The sequence below is a fragment of the Roseovarius halophilus (ex Wu et al. 2025) genome, assembly GCF_047086965.1.
In genome coordinates, this window is record NZ_JBKOTX010000107.1 from 1 (window position 1) to 19,874 (window position 19,874).

The 19,874-nt window shown below is 66.3% G+C and carries 18 protein-coding genes and 1 tRNA gene; 14 read left to right on the top strand and 5 right to left on the bottom strand.

Annotation, left to right across the window (positions count from 1 at the left end; translation table 11 throughout):
- Positions 1-135 precede the first annotated feature (135 nt).
- The 8 genes from ACH107_RS19425 (at position 136) to ACH107_RS19460 (ending at position 8,639) form a co-directional block, all read left to right on the top strand.
- Positions 136-1,422: a homoserine dehydrogenase gene (locus tag ACH107_RS19425; protein WP_412507216.1), complete on the top strand. Its 1,287-nt coding sequence runs from the start codon at positions 136-138 to the stop codon at positions 1,420-1,422.
- A gap of 4 nt (positions 1,423-1,426) precedes the next feature.
- Positions 1,427-2,059 carry a CatA-like O-acetyltransferase gene (locus ACH107_RS19430; protein ID WP_310690609.1) on the top strand — a complete coding sequence of 211 codons (633 nt, stop codon included), beginning with the start codon at positions 1,427-1,429 and terminating at the stop codon, positions 2,057-2,059.
- 87 nt (positions 2,060-2,146) lie between these two features.
- The gene (glpX, locus tag ACH107_RS19435; protein WP_310690608.1) at positions 2,147-3,106 is read left to right on the top strand and encodes a class II fructose-bisphosphatase; all 960 of its coding nucleotides are present in this window, start codon (positions 2,147-2,149) and stop codon (positions 3,104-3,106) included.
- Between the two features lie 194 nt (positions 3,107-3,300).
- The gene (locus tag ACH107_RS19440) at positions 3,301-3,732 is read left to right on the top strand and encodes a YeeE/YedE family protein (RefSeq protein ID WP_310690607.1); all 432 of its coding nucleotides are present in this window, start codon (positions 3,301-3,303) and stop codon (positions 3,730-3,732) included.
- A 7-nt stretch (positions 3,733-3,739) separates the two neighbouring features.
- Positions 3,740-4,186: a DUF6691 family protein gene (locus tag ACH107_RS19445; protein WP_310690654.1), complete on the top strand. Its 447-nt coding sequence runs from the start codon at positions 3,740-3,742 to the stop codon at positions 4,184-4,186.
- Between the two features lie 27 nt (positions 4,187-4,213).
- The gene (locus ACH107_RS19450) at positions 4,214-5,098 is read left to right on the top strand and encodes an MBL fold metallo-hydrolase (RefSeq protein WP_310690606.1); all 885 of its coding nucleotides are present in this window, start codon (positions 4,214-4,216) and stop codon (positions 5,096-5,098) included.
- A 40-nt stretch (positions 5,099-5,138) separates the two neighbouring features.
- Positions 5,139-6,812 carry a TIGR01244 family sulfur transferase gene (locus ACH107_RS19455; protein ID WP_412507217.1) on the top strand — a complete coding sequence of 558 codons (1,674 nt, stop codon included), beginning with the start codon at positions 5,139-5,141 and terminating at the stop codon, positions 6,810-6,812.
- 96 nt (positions 6,813-6,908) lie between these two features.
- Positions 6,909-8,639 carry a SulP family inorganic anion transporter gene (locus ACH107_RS19460; RefSeq protein ID WP_412507218.1) on the top strand — a complete coding sequence of 577 codons (1,731 nt, stop codon included), beginning with the start codon at positions 6,909-6,911 and terminating at the stop codon, positions 8,637-8,639.
- Here the strand turns inward: ACH107_RS19460 and ACH107_RS19465 are convergent, their stop codons facing one another.
- Complete coding sequence (locus ACH107_RS19465) at positions 8,640-8,933, bottom strand: hypothetical protein (protein WP_310690603.1); 294 nt, start codon at positions 8,931-8,933, stop codon at positions 8,640-8,642. It abuts the gene before it with no gap.
- A 62-nt stretch (positions 8,934-8,995) separates the two neighbouring features.
- Positions 8,996-10,039 carry an aldo/keto reductase gene (locus tag ACH107_RS19470; protein WP_310690602.1) on the bottom strand — a complete coding sequence of 348 codons (1,044 nt, stop codon included), beginning with the start codon at positions 10,037-10,039 and terminating at the stop codon, positions 8,996-8,998.
- 172 nt (positions 10,040-10,211) lie between these two features.
- Here ACH107_RS19470 and metG point away from each other — a divergent pair, with 172 nt between their 5' ends.
- The 4 genes from metG (at position 10,212) to ACH107_RS19490 (ending at position 14,918) form a co-directional block, all read left to right on the top strand.
- Complete coding sequence (gene metG, locus ACH107_RS19475; RefSeq protein WP_412507219.1) at positions 10,212-11,924, top strand: methionine--tRNA ligase; 1,713 nt, start codon at positions 10,212-10,214, stop codon at positions 11,922-11,924.
- A 458-nt stretch (positions 11,925-12,382) separates the two neighbouring features.
- Positions 12,383-13,765, top strand: coding sequence for a cytochrome ubiquinol oxidase subunit I (locus ACH107_RS19480; protein WP_412507220.1), 1,383 nt, complete (start codon positions 12,383-12,385; stop codon positions 13,763-13,765).
- A gap of 44 nt (positions 13,766-13,809) precedes the next feature.
- A complete protein-coding gene (gene cydB / locus ACH107_RS19485) occupies positions 13,810-14,811 on the top strand; it encodes a cytochrome d ubiquinol oxidase subunit II (RefSeq protein WP_412507221.1) in 1,002 nt (333 codons plus the stop codon).
- Positions 14,811-14,918 carry a DUF2474 family protein gene (locus tag ACH107_RS19490; protein ID WP_310690598.1) on the top strand — a complete coding sequence of 36 codons (108 nt, stop codon included), beginning with the start codon at positions 14,811-14,813 and terminating at the stop codon, positions 14,916-14,918. Before cydB ends, ACH107_RS19490 begins: the two co-directional genes overlap by 1 nt.
- A 57-nt stretch (positions 14,919-14,975) precedes the next feature.
- Here ACH107_RS19490 and ACH107_RS19495 read toward each other — a convergent pair whose 3' ends face one another.
- From ACH107_RS19495 to ACH107_RS19505, 3 genes are all read right to left on the bottom strand, one after another.
- Positions 14,976-15,710, bottom strand: coding sequence for a hypothetical protein (locus ACH107_RS19495; RefSeq protein ID WP_412507222.1), 735 nt, complete (start codon positions 15,708-15,710; stop codon positions 14,976-14,978).
- Between the two features lie 76 nt (positions 15,711-15,786).
- Positions 15,787-17,163: a TolC family outer membrane protein gene (locus ACH107_RS19500; RefSeq protein WP_412507223.1), complete on the bottom strand. Its 1,377-nt coding sequence runs from the start codon at positions 17,161-17,163 to the stop codon at positions 15,787-15,789.
- Positions 17,164-17,211: 48 nt separating this feature from the next.
- Complete coding sequence (locus ACH107_RS19505) at positions 17,212-17,865, bottom strand: protein-L-isoaspartate O-methyltransferase family protein (RefSeq protein WP_412507224.1); 654 nt, start codon at positions 17,863-17,865, stop codon at positions 17,212-17,214.
- A 132-nt stretch (positions 17,866-17,997) separates the two neighbouring features.
- Between ACH107_RS19505 and ACH107_RS19510 the strand changes: the two genes are divergently transcribed.
- Both ACH107_RS19510 and ACH107_RS19515 read left to right on the top strand, forming a co-directional pair.
- Positions 17,998-18,071, top strand: a tRNA-Cys gene (locus tag ACH107_RS19510).
- Between the two features lie 70 nt (positions 18,072-18,141).
- Positions 18,142-19,740, top strand: a complete 1,599-nt coding sequence (locus ACH107_RS19515; RefSeq protein WP_412507225.1) for a tyrosine-type recombinase/integrase — start codon at positions 18,142-18,144, stop codon at positions 19,738-19,740.
- Positions 19,741-19,874: the final 134 nt, after the last annotated feature.

Sequence of the window (19,874 nt, forward strand, 5' to 3'; positions counted from 1 at the left end):
GCCCGGCTGCGCACCACCCCGGTGCTGGACCCGGCCGGCCGCGCAAGCCTGCGCCGGGGCGTCACCGCGCCCGCGTTGCAGTAGCAGCGCAGACCGGCTAACAGGCGCGCAAGGACACAGCGAAGGATCAGCCAGATGACCAGCCCTCTCCGCCTCGGCATCGCAGGCCTCGGAACCGTCGGTGGCGGTGTCGTGCGCATCCTGCGCCAGCAAGCCAAGCTGCTTGCCGCCCGCGCCGGGCGCCCGATCGAGATCGTGGCCATTTCGGCCCGCACCCGCGACAAGGATCGCGGCGTCAATATCGCGCACTACGATTGGGAAGACGATCCCGTGGCCCTGGCCCGGCGTGACGACGTCGATGTCTTCGTGGAACTCATGGGCGGCTCGGACGGCCCCGCCAAGGCCGCGACCGAAGCTGCACTGGCGGCGGGCAAGCATGTCGTTACCGCCAACAAGGCGATGCTGGCCCATCATGGACAGGCGCTGGCCGAACTGGCCGAGGGCAACCGGTGCAGCCTGCGCTTCGAGGCCGCCGTGGCCGGTGGCATCCCGGTCATCAAGGCGCTGATGGAAGGGCTGGCGGGCAACGAGATGACCCGCGTCATGGGCGTGATGAACGGCACCTGCAACTATATCCTGACCCGGATGCAGCACGCGGGCCTCACCTACGAAGAGGCCTTTGCCGAGGCCGACGCGCTGGGCTTCCTGGAGGCCGATCCGGAGCTTGACGTGGGCGGCATCGACGCCGGACACAAGCTGGCGATCCTCGCCGCGCTGGCCTTCGGCACGCGCATCGACTTCGCCTCGGTCGCGCTGGAGGGCATCGGCGCGATCACCATCGAGGACATCACCCAGGCCGCCGACATGGGCTATCGCATCAAGCTGCTGGGCGTGGCGCAGATGACCGGGCGCGGGCTGGAACAGCGCATGTCGCCCTGCCTCGTGCCCGCCCACTCGCCGCTGGGTCAGTTGGAAGGGGGCACCAACATGGTGGTGCTGGAGGGCGACGCGGTCGAGCAGATCGTGCTGCGCGGCCCCGGCGCGGGCGAAGGCCCCACCGCCAGCGCCGTCATGGGTGACGTGATGGACATTGCCCGCGGGCTGCGGCTGCCCGTCTTCGGCCAGCCCGCCGAGACGCTGGCCGAGGCCAAACCCGCGAATTCCACGGTACCGGCGGCCTATTACCTGCGCCTGCAACTGATCGACAAGCCCGGTGCGCTGGCCAAGATCACCGCGATCCTCGGCGATGCCGGCGTGTCCATCGACCGGATGCGCCAGTACGGCCACCAGGACACCTCGGCCCCGGTGCTGATCGTTACCCACAAGACCACCCGTGCCGACCTGTCCGAGGCCCTGGCAGCAGTGCGCGAAACCGACGTGGTGCTGGCCGATCCGGTGGCGATCCGCATCGAGGAAGTCTGACACCGTGACCGAGCGGGTGATCGACCTGGCCACCTGGCCCCGCGCCGGCGCCTTCCGCCTGTTCCGGTCCTACGAGAAGCCGCATTTCGCACTGACCACCCGGCTTGACGTGACCCGACTAATGGCGCGCAGGGCCGAGGGAGTCTCGCCCTTCCGGGCCTGCCTTCATGCGCTGGCCGCCGGGTTCCACGCGGTGCCGGAATTGCGCACGCGCTTTCGCGGGGCGGACAGGGTGGTCGAGCATGACCGGCTGACGCTTTCCCCCACCATCGCCCTGCCGGACGGCGGCTTTGGCTTCGGCTACATCGACTACCAGGACGACTGGCCCGCCTTCGATGCCGCCGCCGCGGCCGAGATCGCCGCCGTCCGCGCCGGGGCGCCGCGCGTGCCCAACACCGGCGAACGCGACGACCTGCTGTATCTGTCCTGCCTGCCCTGGGTCGATTTCACGGGCCTGACCAATGCCCTGCCCGGCGCGCAGGACTGCATCCCCCGGCTGAGCTGGGGCAAATTCGTGCCCGGCGCCGACGGGCACACGACCTGCGCCTTCACCGCCGAGGTGCATCACGCCATCGCCGACGGCGCGCATCTGGGCCAGGCCATCACGGTGATCCAGGACAGGCTTGACACCTTCTAGACCGGTGTTAGCGCGCACAGGCTTGCCGCCCCGACCCCGGCGCGCTAGGCGACAGGCAACGTCATTTCCCAACAAGGACCCCCGCCCATGTCCCTGCCCACCGATTTCAATGACCGCATGCTTTCGCTGGGCCTGGCCCGGGTCGCCGAACAGGCCGCCATCGCCAGCGCCGACTGGATCGGCCGCGGCGACGAGAAGGCCGCCGACCAGGCCGCCGTCAACGCCATGCGCGACCAGCTCAACAAGCTCGACATCCAGGGCACCGTGGTCATCGGCGAGGGCGAGCGTGACGAGGCGCCCATGCTTTTCATCGGCGAAGAGGTCGGCAATGGCCAGGGCCCGCACGTGGACATCGCGCTGGACCCGCTGGAAGGCACCACCCTGACGGCCAAGGACATGCCCAACGCGCTGACTGTGATCGCCATGGCCTCGCGCGGGACGCTGCTGCACGCGCCCGACACCTACATGGACAAGCTGGCCGTCGGACCGGGCTACGCGCCCGGCGTCGTCACGCTGGCCATGTCCCCGGCCGAGCGGGTCTCGGCGCTGGCCTGGGCCAAGGGATGCTCGACCAAGGACATCACGGTCTGCGTGCTCGAACGCCCGCGCCATGTCGACATGATCGCCGAGCTGCGCGGCACCGGCGCGGCGGTGCGGCTGATCACCGATGGCGACGTGGCCGGCGTGATGCACTGCGCCGAGCCTGCAACCGGCATCGACATCTACATGGGCCAGGGTGGCGCCCCCGAGGGGGTGCTGGCCGCTGCCGCACTGAAATGCATGGGCGGGCAGATGTACGGGCAGCTTGTCTTCCGCGACGCCGAAGAGCGCGCCCGCGCCGACAAGGCCGGGATCACCAACCTGGACCGCGTCTATACCCGCGACGACATGGTGACAGGCGACGTGATCTTCGCGGCCACGGGTGTGACGGATGGCTCGCTGCTGCCCGGAATCCAGCGCGAACCGGACAGCCTGACGACCGAGACGATTCTCATGCGATCCAAGACCGGGTCGGTCCGGCGCATGCGCTACCGCAATCCGATCTGATTTTTATTGAATGGAAACAGGGCCCTGGCGGCCCCGTTCATCTTTCGGATACCCGGATGCATCAGAACACTTGCATATATTAGGTTTTTTACATATGTACCCGTTCAAGGCAGCGGACCCCGCTGTCGGATGCAACACGAACCAGGGCGCGCACCGCTGCAACGGGTCCGCCCCGCGAGGGAACCGATAGACCGATGACCACGGAATTCACACCTTTCATATCCCTGTTCGGCGGGCTGCTGATCGGCAGTTCGACCGTGCTTTTGATGCTCACCCTGGGCCGGATCCTGGGCGCCACGGGCGTTCTGGCCGGGTTCCTGCAACCGGCCTCGACCTCGGACTGGTCCTGGCGCGCGGCGCTGCTGGCCGGCATGGTGACGGCCCCCGCCCTGATGACGCTGGCGACCGGCCAGCCGCCGACCATCCAGGTGCCCGTCAGCACGCTGATGATGGTCATCGGCGGCTTCATCGTCGGCCTCGGCGTCACCTACGGCGCGGGCTGCACGAGCGGCCACGGCGTCTGCGGCATGGCGCGCTTCTCGCCGCGTTCGATCGCCGCGACCGTCACCTTCATGATCTTCACCGCGATCACGGTCTACGTGGTCCGTCACGTCTTCGGAGCCTGATCCAATGATGCGCATTGTCTCGACTTACCTCATCGGCCTGATCTTCGGCATCGGAATCATGATGTCCGGCATGGCCAACCCCGCCAAGGTTCTGAACTTCTTCGACGTTTTCGGCACCTGGGACCCCTCTTTGATCTTCGTGATGGGCGGGGCCATCCTCGTTGCCGCGCCGGGCTACTGGCTGGTGGTGGCGCGCCCCGCGGGCAAACCGCTGATGGGCGAGGCCTTTCACGTCCCGCAGAACCGCAAGCTGGACATGAAGCTGATCGCCGGCTCTGCCACCTTCGGCGTGGGCTGGGGGATCGCGGGCTTCTGCCCCGGCGGCGCCCTGCCCGCCGTCGGAACGCTCAACCCGGCCGTTCTGACATTCACCGCCGCGCTCATCGTCGGCATCTTCACCGCGAAGTTCACGCAAAATCTGACCGCACGCCGCGCCAAATCGGCGGCAGCCTGACCCAAGCCCCAGAAAGAGGAACAGGACATGACCGACTATCCCGTCAACACCGAGATCAAGCCCGAGGTCCAGGCGTTCTTCGACGACGCCACCAACACGATCTCCTACATCGTGAAAGATCCGACCTCGGACAGCTGCGCCATCGTCGACAGCGTCATGGACATCGACTATGCCGCCGGCCGGATCACCTATGACCACGCCGATGAGCTGATCCGCCAGGTGGAAACCCAGGGCCTCAAGCTGGAATGGATCATCGAGACCCATGTCCATGCCGACCACCTCTCCGCCGCGCCCTACATCCAGGAAAAGATCGGCGGCAAGATCGGCATTGGCGCCAAGATCATGGTCGTGCAGGACACCTTCGGCAAGGTCTTCAACGAAGGCACCGAGTTCCAGCGCGACGGCAGCCAGTTCGACGCGCTGTTCGAGGATGGTGACACCTACATGGTCGGCAACATGCCCGTCTTCGCCATGTACACGCCCGGCCACACCCCGGCCTGCATGGTGCATGTCATGGGCGATGCGGCCTTCGTGGGCGACACGCTGTTCATGCCCGACGGCGGCTCGGCCCGCGCCGATTTCCCCGGTGGTGATGCGGCCACGCTCTATGACAGCATCCAGAAGGTTCTGGCGCTGCCCGACGAGATGCGCCTGTTCATGTGCCACGACTACGGCCCGGGCGGCCGCGACATTGCCTGGGAAACCACCGTGGGCGAGGAGAAGGAAAACAACATCCACGTCGGCGGCGGCAAGACGAAAGAGGATTTCGTCAAGTTCCGCACCGAACGCGATGCGCAGCTGGGCATGCCCAAACTGATCATTCCCTCGCTGCAGGTGAACATGCGCGCGGGCGAGATCCCGACCGACAAGGACGGCAACCCGATGCTCAAGGTGCCGGTCAACGGGCTGTAACCAGCCCCCCAGACCACGCCCCGACAGCAAGGAGAGGACAATGGAATTCAAGACCATCACCGATGCGATCACCGTCAGCCCGCAGGTCTGCCCCGATGATCTGACGGCCATCAAGGACGCGGGCTATCGCGCCGTCATCTGCAACCGCCCCGACGGCGAGGCGGCCGACCAGCCCACCTTCGAGGAGATCGAGGCGGCGGCGAAGAAGCTCGGTCTTGAAGCCCGTTACCTGCCCATCGTGGCCGGCAAGGTCAGCGACGCGGATGCCGAGGATTTCGGCACCGCCCTGACCGAGTTGCCGGGGCCGGTCCTGGCCTATTGCCGGACCGGCACCCGGTCGGCCACGCTGTGGTCGCTGGCCAGCGCGGACCGGCTGGAGCCCTCCGACATCCTGTCGAAGACCAAGGCCGCGGGCTATGACATGGCCGGCGTCGTGCGCCGGATCGTCAACGGCGGCAAGACGCCCACCGACACCGGCGACGCCAAGTATGACGTCGTGATCGTTGGCGGCGGCGCGGCGGGCATCGCCGCTGCCGCCTCGATCCTGCAGCGCCGGCAAGGGCTGGAGATCGCCCTGATCGACCCCGCCGACATCCACTATTACCAGCCCGGCTGGACCATGGTCGGCGGCGGCGTCTTCGATGCCTCGACCACCGCCAAGACCATGGGCAGCCTGATCCCCAAGGGCGTGCATTGGCTCAAGTCCGCCGTGGCCGCCTTCGAACCCAAGGACAACGCCGTGGTCCTCGATGGCTGCCGGGTGGTGAAATACGACCGGCTGATCGTCGCGCCGGGGCTGAAACTCGACTGGGGCGCCGTTGACGGCCTGGTCGAGACGCTGGGCAAGAACGGCGTGACATCGAACTACCGCTACGACCTGGCCCCCTATACCTGGGAGCTGGTCAAGGGCCTGAAACAGGGCCGCGCGATCTTTACCCAGCCGCACATGCCGATCAAATGCGCGGGCGCGCCGCAGAAGGCGATGTATCTGTCCGCCAACAACTGGGAGGAAATGGGCGTTCTGGACAAGATCGACATCGAGTTCATGAATGCCGGCGGCGTGCTCTTCGGTGTCAAGGACTATGTCCCGGCGCTGGAAAGCTACGTCGAACGCTATGGCGCGAACCTCAACTTTCACCACAACCTGATCGCGGTGGACGGCCCTGCGAAAAAGGCGACCTTCAAGGTCACCGCGCCCGATGAAGAAGACCGGGAAGTCACCGTCGATTTCGACATGATGCATGTCACGCCGCCGCAGACCGCGCCGGACTTCATCCGGGTCTCGCCGCTGGCCGATTCCGCCGGCTGGGTCGACGTGGACCAGGCCACACTGCGCCACAAGGAATTCGACAACATCTGGGCGCTGGGCGACGTGATGAACGCCCCCAATGCCAAGACCGCCGCCGCCGCGCGGATGCAGGCCCCGGTGGTGGCCGACAACCTCGTGGCCGATATCGACGGGCGCGGGCCGCAGCTGCAATACAACGGCTACGGCTCCTGCCCGCTGACGGTGGAAAAGGGTAAGATCGTCCTGGCCGAGTTCGGCTATGGCGGCACCCTGCTGCCCTCCTTCCCCAAGTGGCTGATCAACGGCGAAAAACCCTCGCGGCTGGCCTGGCTGCTCAAGGAACAGGTGCTGCCGCCGGTCTACTGGCGCGCCATGCTCCGGGGCCGCGAATGGCTGGCCCGCCCGGAAAAGGTCAGCGCCAGCTGACATCGAAACCCTCCGGACCCCGTCGCGGGGGTCCCCTGCAGGCCGACGGGGTGCCCCTGCCCCGTCGGCGCCTATGACTTCGAAAAGGCCCCTGTCATGCGCGCATTGTCCAGATACCTGCCGATCCTGACCTGGGGTCGGACCTATGACCGCACCGCCCTGTCCAACGACCTTGTGGCAGCGGTGATCGTCACCATCATGCTGATCCCGCAGTCGCTGGCCTATGCGTTGCTGGCGGGGCTACCGCCCGAGGCGGGGATCTATGCCTCGATCGTGCCGATCATGCTCTATTCCGTCTTCGGCACCAGCCGGGCCATGGCCGTCGGACCGGTCGCCGTCGTGTCGCTGATGACCGCCGCCGCCATCGGCGAGGTCGCCGAGCAGGGCACCGCCGGCTATGCCGCCGCCGCGCTCACGCTGGCGGGACTGTCGGGGGCGATGCTGCTGACGCTGGGGGTGCTGCGGCTGGGCTTTCTGGCCAATTTCCTGTCGCACCCGGTGATCGCGGGCTTCATCACGGCCTCGGGCATCCTGATTGCCACCAGCCAGCTGTCGAGCATCCTCGGCATCGACGCCTCGGGCCATACCCTGCCGCATCTGCTGGAAAGCCTGTTCCACAACCTGTCACAGATCAACTGGATCACGCTGGCCATCGGCGCGGCGGCCACCGGGTTCCTGTTCTGGGTGCGCAAGGGCCTGAAACCGCTGTTGCTGCGCTTGGGCTTGGGTCCGCGGCTGGCGGACATCCTGACCAAGGCCGGGCCGGTCGCCGCCGTCGTCGTCACCACCCTGCTGGCTGGGGTGTTCCGGCTGGACACTGCCGGGGTGCAGATCGTCGGTGCGGTGCCGCAGGCCCTGCCGCCATTCACCCTGCCCGACACCTCGTGGGAACTGATCCGCGCGCTGTTCCTGCCCGCGCTGCTAATCTCGATCATCGGCTTCGTCGAGTCGATCTCGGTGGCCCAGACGCTGGCCGCCAAGAAGCGCCAGCGCATCGACCCGAACCAGGAACTGATCGGTCTGGGCGCGGCCAACATCGGCGCGGCCTTCACCGGCGGCTACCCGGTCACCGGCGGCTTCGCCCGGTCGGTCGTGAACTTCGACGCGGGTGCCGAAACGCCGGCCGCCGGGGCCTTCACCGCCGTGGGACTGGCCATCGCCGCCGTGGCGCTGACCCCGCTGATCTACTTTCTGCCCAAGGCCACGCTGGCGGCCACGATCATCGTCGCGGTGCTCAGCCTTGTCGATCTGGGCATCCTCAAGCGCGCCTGGACCTACTCGCGCGCGGATTTCGCCGCCGTGCTGGCCACCATCCTGCTGACCCTCGGATTCGGCGTGGAAACCGGCGTCAGCGCCGGCGTCGTCCTGTCCATCGCGCTGCATCTCTACAAGACCTCGCGGCCCCATGTGGCCGAGGTGGGGCGCGTCGCGGGCACCGAGCATTTCCGCAACATCCGCCGCCACCAGGTCGAGACGCATCCGCGTGTGATAACGCTGCGCGTGGACGAAAGCCTCTACTTCGCCAACGCCCGCTTTCTCGAGGATTACCTCTATGACCGCGTCGCCGAGGATTGCGGGCTGTCCGACGTGATCCTGCAATGCACCGCGATCAACGAGGTCGACATGTCCGCGCTGGAAAGCCTCGAGGCGATCAACACCCGCCTGAAGGGGCTGGGCATCAAGCTGCACCTCTCCGAGGTCAAGGGCCCGGTCATGGACCGCTTGCGACGGTCGCATTTCCTCGACGAGCTGGGCGGCAAGGTCTTTCTGACCCAATACGAGGCCTGGACCGACCTGACCGACGACCAGCCCGCCGGGGCGGCCTGATCAGGCGTTTTCACCGCCTGTTTCATCCGCGGTTGGCTGGGGCACGGGGCTGTCGGGATGGTCGAATTCGTCGGGCGGAACCGGCTCGCCCACCACGCGGGGGTCACAGGCCACCATGGGGCTGCCCCGGTCGCGGATGATCAGCCCGCCACGGGCGCGGCATTGCTCGAAACTCATGCTGTCGCCGAGCACCATGTATTCGCGCATCCCGTCCCCATCGCCGCCCTGCAACGCCGCCTCGTCGCACGCACCCAGCGCCAGGACCCCCGCCAATACCGTGAAACAACCGCGCATCCTGCGCCTCCGTTCATTGCCCGACTCGCATAATTGTAGCCCGCCCGGCGGCCGATGTCGCATCAGTAGGGCATCGGATGGGCGCGATGGGCGGCGTCGATATCCTCCAGCACCGCGTCCGACAGGGCCACCGCGTCACCCGCCAGCAAATGCACGAGTTGCGCCCGCGTCGTGGCCCCGAGGATCACCGAGACCGGGAAGGGCCGCCTGCGTTGCCAGGCCAGCGCCATATGCGCGGGGTCAAGCCCGTGTTTCGCGGCGATGTCGAGGTAAGCCTGCACCGCCGGCAGAACCCGCGGCGTCATGCGCCCGCCCAGGCTGGTGTTGGCCCCGTCCCGGCGCGACCCGGGCGGTGTTACGTCGCCCTGGTACTTGCCCGTCAGCAGCCCCGCGGCCAGCGGGGAATAGGACAGCAGCGTGACGTCCTCGTTCACCGCCATCTCGGCCATGTCGGTGTCGTAAAGGCGGCAGAGCAACGAGTATTCGTTCTGAACGCTGGCCAGGCGCGGTGCGCCAACCAGGGCGGCCATGTCGATCCAGCGGGTGCAGCCCCAGGCACTTTCGTTGGACATGCCGAAGGCGCGGATCTTGCCGGCCTGCCTTGCCCGTTCCAGCCCCTCCAGCACGCCGGCCATGTGGTCCATGGTCTGCTGGCGAACCTGCCCCGAGGGATCGTATGTCCAGTTCTGGCGGAACATGTACGAGCCGCGCATGGGCCAGTGCAACTGGTAGAGGTCGATCCAGTCGGTGCCCAGACGACGCAGCGAGGCGTCGATCAGTGCCTCGATGTTGCCCGGCCCGTAGCCCTCGCCATCGCGGATCATGCGGCTGTCGCCGCCCGCCTTGGTGGCCAGCACGACGCGGTCGCGCTTGCCGCTGTCGGCGAACCAGCGGCCAATCATTTCCTCGCCGGTGCCGACGGTCTCCGGACGTACCGGATTGACGGGATACATCTCGGCCGTGTCGAAGAAATCGATCCCCGCCTCCAGCGCCATGTCCATCTGCGCGAAGGCATCGTCCTGCGGGGTCTGCGCCCCGAAGGTCATGGTGCCCAGGCACCAGTCGCTGACCTCGATCCCCGTGCGGCCCAATTCCAGCCTGTTCATGCGCCAACCCCTTTCCTGTCTGACGCGCGCGACGATAACCGCCTGACCGGCAGCAACAAGGGGGAAGGCGCGCGACAGGGGCACAGTGTGCCGCCGCAGTCGATCCGGCCTCTGGTCCTTCTCGATCAGAGCGATTAAACGGGCCGCGCACACCCAGCAACAGGCAGACGTCATGGCCCGGCATCTCATCACCTCGGCGATTCCCTATATCAACGGGATCAAGCACCTCGGCAATCTCGTGGGCAGCCAGCTTCCCGCCGACCTCTTCGCACGGTACCAGCGCGGGCGCGGGCACGAGGTTCTGTTCCTCTGTGCCACGGATGAGCACGGCACGCCCGCCGAACTGGCCGCCGCCAAGGCGGGCAAGCCGGTGGCCGACTATTGCGCCGAGATGTGGCAGGTCCAGGCCGATATCGCCGAAGGCTTCGGCCTGTCCTTCGACCATTTCGGGCGGTCCTCGTCGCCGGCCAACCACCGTCTGACCCAGCATTTCGCCAAGAAGCTGGACGAGGCCGGATTGATCCGCGAAGTCAGCGAGACGCAGATGTATTCCCCCGCCGATGGCCGCTTCCTGCCCGACCGCTACATCGAGGGCACCTGCCCCAACTGCGGGTTCGAAAGCGCGCGCGGCGACCAGTGCGACAACTGCACCAAGCAGCTGGACCCGGTCGACCTGATCAACGCGCGCTCGACCATTTCCGGTGCCACCGACCTTGAGATGCGCGAGACCAAGCACCTCTACCTGTGCCAGTCCAAGATGAAGGACCGGCTGGAAGACTGGATCGACACCCGCGAGGGCTGGCCGGTCCTGACCACCTCGATCGCCAAGAAATGGCTCAATGACGGCGACGGGCTGCAGGACCGCGGCATCACCCGCGACCTCGATTGGGGCATCCCGGTCCGGCGCGGCGATGACCCCTGGCCGGGGATGGAAGGCAAGGTCTTCTACGTCTGGTTCGACGCGCCCATCGAATATATCGCCTGCGGCTCGGAATGGGTCGACGCGGGCAAGGGGGACGATTGGGAACGCTGGTGGCGCACCGACAAGGGCGCGGACGACGTGACCTACACCCAGTTCATGGGCAAGGACAACGTGCCCTTCCACACGCTGTCGTTCCCGGCCACGATCCTCGGCTCGGGCGAGCCATGGAAGCTGGTCGATTACATCAAGTCCTTCAATTACCTGAATTACGATGGCGGGCAATTCTCGACCTCGCGCGGGCGCGGCGTCTTCATGGACCAGGCGCTCGCGCTTCTGCCCGCGGACTACTGGCGCTGGTGGCTGCTCAGCCACGCGCCCGAAACCTCTGACAGTGAATTCACCTGGGAAAGTTTCCAGTCCGGCGTGAACAAGGACCTTGCCGATGTGCTGGGCAATTTCGTCAGCCGCGTGACGAAGTTCTGCCGCTCGAAATTCGGCGAAGCCGTGCCCGCCGGCGGCGAAATGGGCGCGCCCGAACAGGCCCTGTTCGCCGATCTGAGCGCCCGCGTGCGCAGCTACGAGGCGCAGATGGACGCCATCGAGGTCCGCAAGGGCGCCGCCGAGCTGCGCGCCATCTGGGCCGTGGGCAACGAATACCTGCAAGAGGCTGCACCCTGGGCCACTTTCAAGGAAGACCCAGAGAGCGCCGCCATGCAGATCCGCGTGGCGCTGAATCTGATCCGGCTTTATGCGGTGCTCTCGGCGCCCTTCATTCCCGGCGCAGCGGCCAGCATGCTGGCGGCGCTGAACACCCCCGATGCCGCCTGGCCCGACGACGTGCCCTCAGCATTGCAGGCGCTTCCGGCAGGCCACGGGTTCTCGGTGCCCGAGAACCTCTTCACCAAGATCACCGACGAACAGCGCGACGCGTGGCAGACCCGCTTCGCCGGGGCCCGGGACTGAGGCCCGGCCGAAACCGCGCACGCCGGCCAATCGACCGGGATGTCCCATCCGGCCCGGCCCATTGCCGGGATGTCGATTTCGATCCGCAGCGGACGGTGATCAGACGCCGGGCCGACCCGCGGCCCGTTACGCACCCGGACGAGCCGGACCTGCGCGCCGCCCGCGCCAAGGCAGCGATCAAGCGACAGGACGGGCCGGCGGCACGGCGACCGCTTGCACCAGCACATCCGCGGCGCGGACCGGATCGGTCACGCCGTCCCGGCCACGGCCGCGGTGGATGTTCGGGCCCATGACCGACAGGCCCATCGCGGCGTTGACCTGTATCCGCCCGGGACAAATTGCAAAGCCCGAATGAAGCGGACAGGGGCCGCGACACCCCGCCGCCCCCCCTGAGGGGTAGTCATCGGTACATTACATTATATTTAATGCATGTGTTCACGATCTGAAAGGATGGCACGATGCTAGACGGGTTCACCGCGGAGACGCTGGCGCGGATGCAGTTCGCTTTCACGGTCTCTTTCCATATCATCTTTCCGGCCTTCTCGATCGGCCTGGCCAGCTACCTCGCGGTGCTCAACGCGCAGTGGCTGCGCACGCGGAACCGGACGTATCTGCAGCTTTTCGACTACTGGAAGAAGATCTTTGCCGTCGCGTTCGGCATGGGTGTCGTTTCGGGCATTGTCATGTCCTACCAGTTCGGGACCAACTGGTCGGTCTTTTCCGACTGGGCGGGGCCGGTGATCGGGCCGCTGATGGCCTATGAGGTGCTGTCGGCCTTCTTCCTCGAGGCCGGGTTCCTCGGGATCATGCTGTTCGGCCGCGACAAGGTGGGCGAGCGGCTGCACATGTTCGCCACCGCCATGGTCGCCTTCGGCACGCTGCTGTCGGCGACCTGGATCCTGTCGGTGAACAGCTGGATGCAGACCCCGGCGGGCTATTCCATCAACGAGGCCGGGCAATTCGTGCCCGAGAACTGGTGGAAAATCGTCTTCAACCCCTCGTTCCCCTATCGCCTGCTGCACATGGTGCTGGCCGCCTACCTGACGACGGCGCTGGTCGTCGCCGGGGCCGCGGGCTGGCAAATGCTGCGCGGCCGGGCCACCGCCGCCAGCCGCACGATGTTCTCGATGGCGCTGTGGATGGTCGTCGTCGTGGCCCCGCTGCAGATCGTCGCGGGCGACGTGCACGGGCTGAACACGCTGGAACACCAGCCCGCCAAGGTCATGGCGATGGAAGGGCACTACGAGTCCCACCCCGAGGGCGCGCCGCTGATCCTGTTCGGCATCCCCGACCCGGATAACAAGGAGATCGACTACGCGCTCGAGATCCCCAAGCTGTCGTCGCTGATCCTCAAGCACGACCTGAACGCGCCCATGGCCGGGCTGGACACGATCCCCGACGACGAGGAACCGCCCGTGGGCATCGTGTTCTGGTCCTTCCGCGTCATGGTCGCCCTCGGCTTTGCCATGCTGGGCCTGGGTGCCTGGAGCCTGTGGCGGCGCTGGCGTGGCGGTCTGTACGACAGCCCGTGGCTGCAGCGCGCGGCCGTCGCCATGGGGCCGGCCGGGTTCGTCGCCGTGCTGGCCGGGTGGGTGACGACCGAGGTCGGCCGCCAGCCCTTCACCGTCTACGGGCTGATGCGCACCTCCGACTCGCTCGCCCCGGTCGAGGCACCCGCGGTGGCAACCTCGCTGCTGGTCTTCATCGTGGTCTATTTCTTCATCTTCGGCGCGGGCACCTTCTACATCCTGCGCCTGATGACCAGCGCGCCCGGTGGCAAGGGGCCGGACGCAACCCGCGAAGGCCCGCTGCGCAGCAGCGGCATCACGCCGGCCGCGTAGGTCGACCCCGACGTCGTGCCCGGTGAATGAAAGGAGACTGAGCCATGTTCGATCTTGCAACAATCTGGGCGGGCATTATCGCCTTTGCCGTGCTCACCTACGTCATCCTAGACGGGTTCGACCTGGGCGTCGGTATCCTGTTTCCCTTCGCCCGCGACGAGTCCGAGCGCGACGTCATGATGAATTCCGTCGCGCCGGTCTGGGACGGTAACGAGACCTGGCTGGTCATGGGCGGCGGCGGGCTGTTCGCGGTCTTCCCGCTGGCCTATGCGGTGGTCATGCCCGCGCTCTACATGCCGATCATCCTGATGCTGCTGGCACTGGTCTTTCGCGGCGTGGCCTTCGAGTACCGCTGGCGGACGACGCGCTGGCGCGGCGTCTGGGACGCGGCCTTCATCGGCGGGTCGACGCTGGCCGCCTTCACGCAGGGGATCGCGCTGGGGGCCCTGGTGCAAGGGATCGAGGTCGCCGACCGCGCCTATGCTGGCGGCTGGTGGGACTGGCTCACGCCCTTCTCGCTGCTCACCGGTGTGGCGCTCGTGGTCGGCTATGCCCTGCTGGGGGCGACCTGGCTGATCATGAAGACCGAGGGCGGCCTGCAATCGGCCATGCGCCGCCGGGCCGGGCCGCTGGCCCTGGGCACGCTCGGCCTGATCGGGGTCGTCAGCCTGCTGACGCCGTTTCAGGACCCGGTCTATTTCGAGCGCTGGTTCAGCTTTCCGGCGGCCTTCTATTCCGCCCTCGTGCCGGTGATTCTCTTCGTCGCCGCGATGTACCTGTTCCGCGGCCTGGCCACCGGCAGCGATCACGCGCCCTTCCTGGCCAGCCTCGCGCTCTTCGTGATCAGTTTCGTCGGCATCGGCATCAGCTTCTACCCGATGATGGTGCCGCCCGCGCTGACGATCCAGCAGGCCGCGGCTCCGGACAGCAGCCTGGCCTTTGCCTTGGTGGGCACGGTGATCCTGGTGCCGATGATCCTGGGCTACACGGCCTATGCCTACTGGGTGTTCCGCGGCAAGGTTGACCCGGACGCGGGGTATCACTGATGCGCCGCACGACGCTGAAACGTCTGGCCTGGTTCGGCGCGCTCTGGCTGGCGTCGGTATCGGTCCTGGCGGTCGTCGCTTACGGGATTCGCCTTATGATCCTGTAATGCGCACCGTCCAGAGGGCGCTTTCGCACAGGGAGGGCAAGCCGCTGCCGGAAACCCTCAGTCGAACTCGCGGGTGGACAGGTGGCGGTAGACCTCCTGGCGCACCAGCTTGCGCACGTTGCGGGTAACGCGGTCGCCCAGCGCACCCTGCAATTCCTCGCGCACGATCTCGGCGACAAGTGCGCGCAGCGCGGCCTCGTCCAGCGCGTCAAGCCCGGAGGGGTGGCGGGCGTCAGACCCGGCGTCATCGCTCGCAGTGCCCGCGGCCCGGTCTTCGGGCACCGTCTCTTCCGCCACGGGCGACTCGGCGGCGGTGCGGAGGGCTGCCACGTCCTGGTCGGCCGGTTCGGGGGTCACAGCATCGCCGACGGGGCCTTCGGATGGCTGTTCAGCCCTCCCCCCCTCGGCGGCGCGGGCCACCGCGGGCGTGGCAGCGTCGCCCTTCCCCGCGTCCCCGCCACCGGATCTGCGCTGGACGGTCCTTATGGGCCGCTCCAGAACGAGCGGCGCGGCCGCGCGGTCCGACGTCGCTGAGGCCGAATCGGCCCGCGTATCAGGGGTGGCCGTCGCCACACTCCTGCCCTCGGTCACCCGCTGTGCCGGGGTCAGAACCAGTTTTGCCGGTCGGCCGCCGTCCTGGGCGGGTGCCCCATCGGGGCCGTCCGATGCCCTGTCGGCGGTCGCGGCGTCATCGCCGGTCGTGGTTGTCTCGTCAGGGGCGCCCTCGCTCACGAGTTTGCGGACGGAGGACAGGACACCCTCCATGTCCACCTTGGTGACGGGATCTGTCATGGATCACCCTGCTTTTGCCTCGCGGCGAAGACTACGCGCAACCGCGCCTGCAAACAACAGATACCCGCGATTTGAGCTATTCGCCGATGGACTCCAGCACCCGATCCAGCGCGCGGCCCTGGGGGGACAGGGTCGCCGGGGCATCCTTGACAAGGTTGTAATAGGCCGCCGGATCATAGGTCTGGACAGCCAGACCCAGGTGTTCGGCCGTCAGCAGGCCCATGGCCGCCAGCACCTCGTAGCTGGCGATCACCTCGTCCGCCTGGGCCGAGATCGCATTGGCGCGGGCGTCGAGCAATTCCTGCTCGGCGTTGAGCACGTCCAGCGTGGTGCGCGCGCCCAGGGTCGCCTCTTCACGCACACCCTCAAAGGCGGTGCGCGCGGCGCGGATCTGAAGCTGCGAGGCCTCGCTGCTGGCACGCGCCACGCGCAGCTGAGCAAAGGCATTGCCCACCGATTGCGCCACCGACTGGCCCGCCAGGTGCAAGCCCGCCCGTGCCGCATCGCGCCGCGCGGTGGCCTGGCGGATGGCGCTTTCCAGTTGCCCGCCGGAATAGATCGGCCCGCCGACGGTGACCCCAAGGCTCTCGGTGCCGTTGCCATCGTCATCGACCGAGGCCGACCCGCGCAGGTTCACCGAGGGGCGCAGGGCAGCCTCTGTGGCGCGGATGGTCAGTTCGGCCGCGGTCACGCCCTGCTGCGCGGCCTTGATCGAGGGGTGGTTGCTCAGTGCGAAGCCCTGCGCCGCGTCCGGCCCCTTGTCGATGGGCGCGGGCGAGACCACGTCGAGACTGCCCGGCGCACGCCCTACGGCGGCGCGAAACTCTTCTTTGGATTGCGCCAGAGATCCTTCGGCGGCGGCCAGTTCGCTGCGGGTGGCGGCCAGCCGTGCCTCGGCCAGGGCCACATCGGTGCGCGTCACCTCGCCGACCTCGAACCTATCGCGCGCGGCGCGCAGCTCTTCCTCGATGAGGGTCATGTTGCTCTTGCGCAGGGCCACGAACTCGGAATTGCGGCGCACGTTCATGTAAGCGGTGGCCGCGCGCAACAGGACGTCCTGTTCGATTCCCAGAAGGTCCTGCCGGGTTTCGAGGACCATTGCCTTGGCGGCCTCGGTCCGGTGCTTGCTCGCCCCGCCGTCATACAGCAACAGGCTGGCGGAGACGTCGAAATTGGCCGACTTCGTCACCTGGTTTTCGAAAGGGACGCCTCCCGGCGATGTTCCGTCAGCCCGCTGCCAGTTGTAATTCGCCGACCACTCCACGACAGGGCGCAGGGCGGCCAGCGACTGCGCCACGTCCTCGTCCGCGGCGCGCAGCAGGGCGCGGTTTTGATCCAGCAGGCCGGAATTGCGATAGCCGTCGGCCAGGGCATTGGCCAGGGATTCGGCGGCGGCAGGGGCTGCGACGGCCAGGACAAGGCTCGCGGCGGTGACCAGTCGGCGAAGGTTCATCTGGCGGGTCTCCCGAATTGGCCGCCGGCGGAACCGGGCGGGCCCAGGTTACAGGGTAAAGGCCGGGTGGCGCTCGAAGCCGGACACGACCGGCGCGCCCGCATTGAAGGCCATCCGCCAGGTCATCCCGCCATCCAGCTTATAGCCGATCCGCATGACGCCAAGGGCGCCCTCGCTGAAGAGCACCGCCATGCGGCCACCCTCCTTGAGCTGTTCGATCAGCGCCTGGGGCACATGCTCGGCCGCCCCTTCCAGGACGATCACGTCATAAGGGCCCTGCTTCGGCGCCCCCTCGGCCAGGGTGCCCTGCACCACGGCGGCATTGTCCACGTCATGGGCGGACAGGTTCGCCTGGGCCTCGCTCACGCGGGGCGCGTCCTCTTCCACGGCGACGACGAAGTCGGCCAGCCGCGCCAGCAGCGCGGTGGAATAGCCCAGCCCGCAGCCCAAATCCATCACCACCTCGGAGCCCTGGATGTTGAGCGCATCGAGCATCTTGCCCATGGTGCGCGGCTCGAGCATGACCCGACCCCCGCCCAGATCGAGGTTGCCATCCACATAGGCGGCCTCGCGCCGGTCATCGGGCACGAACTCCTCGCGCGGGACGGCCAGCATGGCGTCGATGATGGGAAACTTGGTGACATCCGACGGGCGGACTTGCGTGTCCACCATCACGGTCCGGAGGGTTTCGTAGTCGGCCACGCGCTAGACTCTTTCGTTCAGATTGTTCCATGGTGTCTTGCCATATCGCCCCGGCCTGGGCAACGCCTGATCACCCTTGCAAGGCCGCCTGGGCTGGTATATCTGGCACGTGTTCCGACAAGGACCACTGGCGGCGAGTTGGCGGAGTGGTGACGCAGCGGATTGCAAATCCGTCTACACCGGTTCGATTCCGGTACTCGCCTCCATTTCATTCTAAATCATAGGGTTAGCGGCTGAACGATTGGGTGTGACACAAAGTGGGACACACACCCTATGATGCTGTCATCCTATCTAAGCCCCTCAAGGCACGGGATTTACTACTTCCGCTGGCCTATCCCTTCGTCCTTAGAGGGAAAGCGGACCACCGTTCGCATCTCCCTGCGGACCCGCTGCCCGGATCGGGCTGGTGATTTGGCCCGCCATCTTGCATGTTGCGGAAAATTACTAAAAGAGACCAATGCTTTGGATGGACTGCGGCAAAGCGAGATACGCGAGAAAGTTCAAGCCTTCTTCAAGGCGCAGTTGGACCAGTACATCCTTTGGCTTGATGGACGCGGCCTATCGAAGAATGCCCTCAGGGATGCCCGCGAAGAAATCCTAGATCACGAGGACTTCCTAGGGTCGGGGACTGCCAACCCGCTCTGGCTTCCAGTCTCGCGCTTTAAGCGGACCATGGACGTCTCGGAGGATCAATGGGATGCCAGCCAACCCCGGATCACCGAGGAGCTGCGCAAAGGCCGCCGGGACATGCTCAGGCGTGTTGTGGAGGCTGCTGAGCGCCTTGAGCATTATTCCTATGAGGATGATGCCGCGCCCTTCGCCACCACCTCTCCTGCGGTTTCTACAGCCGCTCTGGCGGCGTCATCGTCATTGGGTGCGGCGTTGGATGACTTTATCGCCGAGTATTCCCGCCAATGGGCGAAAAAGACTATCGGGCAGAACCGGGCCTACCTAAACATCCTGGTAGAGTACTTCGGGTCTGATCGAGTGCTTGCCTCCATAACCAAGCAGGATGCTAGCGACGTCAAGAAGGTCTTGCAGGCGCTACCGGCCAGCCGGAACACCAAGCCCAAGTTGAAGGCCATGCCGTTGATGCAGGTCATCAAGGAACCCGGACACAAGAAGATCGCAGGCAAGACGATCAATAGCCATATCCAGATGTTCAAGATGTTCTTCGACTGGGCGGAACGGCACGGACATGCACCGCACACGCTCTTTGAAGGCATGAAGGTGCGGAAGGACAAGGCTAGCGAGACACAGCGCAAGCCCTTCTCTCCGGAGCAAGCACGCCTGATCTATACCGAGTTGATACAGAATCCGTCCGGACTGGTACGCAAAGACAGTCACAAGTGGGGCGCACTCTTGGGCATGTTCACAGGGGCGCGTCTAAACGAGGTTTGCCAACTCTGCATTGCAGACGTTCAGCAGGACGGCGACAACACATGGTTCCTGAACATCACAGACGAAGGTGACGACAATAAGAGCGTGAAATCGACGGCAGGCAGGCGCAAAGTACCGCTGCACTCCGAGTTGATCCGCCTCGGCTTTCTGGACTTCGTGGACAGCCGCAGACACGGCACACGCCTGTTCCCCGACTACAGCTACAGCGCAAACGGCGGCTATGGCCGCAACTTGGGCCGCTGGTGCAATGAGAGTTTCTTGCCCAAGCTGGGTATCAAGCAGCCGGGCCTTGTCTTCCACAGCCTGCGGCACAGCGTGATAACACGGCTAGGACAAGCAGACGTACCAGAGCCGATCATCCAGTGCATTGTGGGCCATGCCCGGTCAGGCGTGACGCAGGAAGTCTACCTGAGGGAAGGCTACACGCTCGAACAACTTAAAGCGGCCATTGAAAAGCTAGTGTTCCCCGCCTGACGGAGGATTCCAAGCTGCTCGCCAATGTGTTATTGTGAGGGCATGAGACGTAATGACATCTGCCTTTACCTGAGCCCCGCTGACCGAGCCGAACTCCAATCCCTGGTCGCCGACCGAAACACCCCGCGCAAGCT

Bases quoted from the DNA above. Each gene is read 5' to 3' on its own strand.
- ACH107_RS19425 (WP_412507216.1), top strand. From the start codon at position 136: ATGACCAGCCCTCTCCGCCTCGGCATCGCAGGCCTCGGAACCGTCGGT.
- glpX (WP_310690608.1), top strand. From the start codon at position 2,147: ATGTCCCTGCCCACCGATTTCAATGACCGCATGCTTTCGCTGGGCCTG.
- ACH107_RS19440 (WP_310690607.1), top strand. From the start codon at position 3,301: ATGACCACGGAATTCACACCTTTCATATCCCTGTTCGGCGGGCTGCTG.
- ACH107_RS19445 (WP_310690654.1), top strand. From the start codon at position 3,740: ATGCGCATTGTCTCGACTTACCTCATCGGCCTGATCTTCGGCATCGGA.
- ACH107_RS19450 (WP_310690606.1), top strand. From the start codon at position 4,214: ATGACCGACTATCCCGTCAACACCGAGATCAAGCCCGAGGTCCAGGCG.
- ACH107_RS19455 (WP_412507217.1), top strand. From the start codon at position 5,139: ATGGAATTCAAGACCATCACCGATGCGATCACCGTCAGCCCGCAGGTC.
- ACH107_RS19460 (WP_412507218.1), top strand. From the start codon at position 6,909: ATGCGCGCATTGTCCAGATACCTGCCGATCCTGACCTGGGGTCGGACC.
- ACH107_RS19465 (WP_310690603.1), bottom strand. From the start codon at position 8,933: ATGCGCGGTTGTTTCACGGTATTGGCGGGGGTCCTGGCGCTGGGTGCG.
- ACH107_RS19470 (WP_310690602.1), bottom strand. From the start codon at position 10,039: ATGAACAGGCTGGAATTGGGCCGCACGGGGATCGAGGTCAGCGACTGG.
- metG (WP_412507219.1), top strand. From the start codon at position 10,212: ATGGCCCGGCATCTCATCACCTCGGCGATTCCCTATATCAACGGGATC.
- ACH107_RS19480 (WP_412507220.1), top strand. From the start codon at position 12,383: ATGCTAGACGGGTTCACCGCGGAGACGCTGGCGCGGATGCAGTTCGCT.
- cydB (WP_412507221.1), top strand. From the start codon at position 13,810: ATGTTCGATCTTGCAACAATCTGGGCGGGCATTATCGCCTTTGCCGTG.
- ACH107_RS19490 (WP_310690598.1), top strand. From the start codon at position 14,811: ATGCGCCGCACGACGCTGAAACGTCTGGCCTGGTTCGGCGCGCTCTGG.
- ACH107_RS19495 (WP_412507222.1), bottom strand. From the start codon at position 15,710: ATGACAGATCCCGTCACCAAGGTGGACATGGAGGGTGTCCTGTCCTCC.
- ACH107_RS19500 (WP_412507223.1), bottom strand. From the start codon at position 17,163: ATGAACCTTCGCCGACTGGTCACCGCCGCGAGCCTTGTCCTGGCCGTC.
- ACH107_RS19515 (WP_412507225.1), top strand. From the start codon at position 18,142: ATGCTGTCATCCTATCTAAGCCCCTCAAGGCACGGGATTTACTACTTC.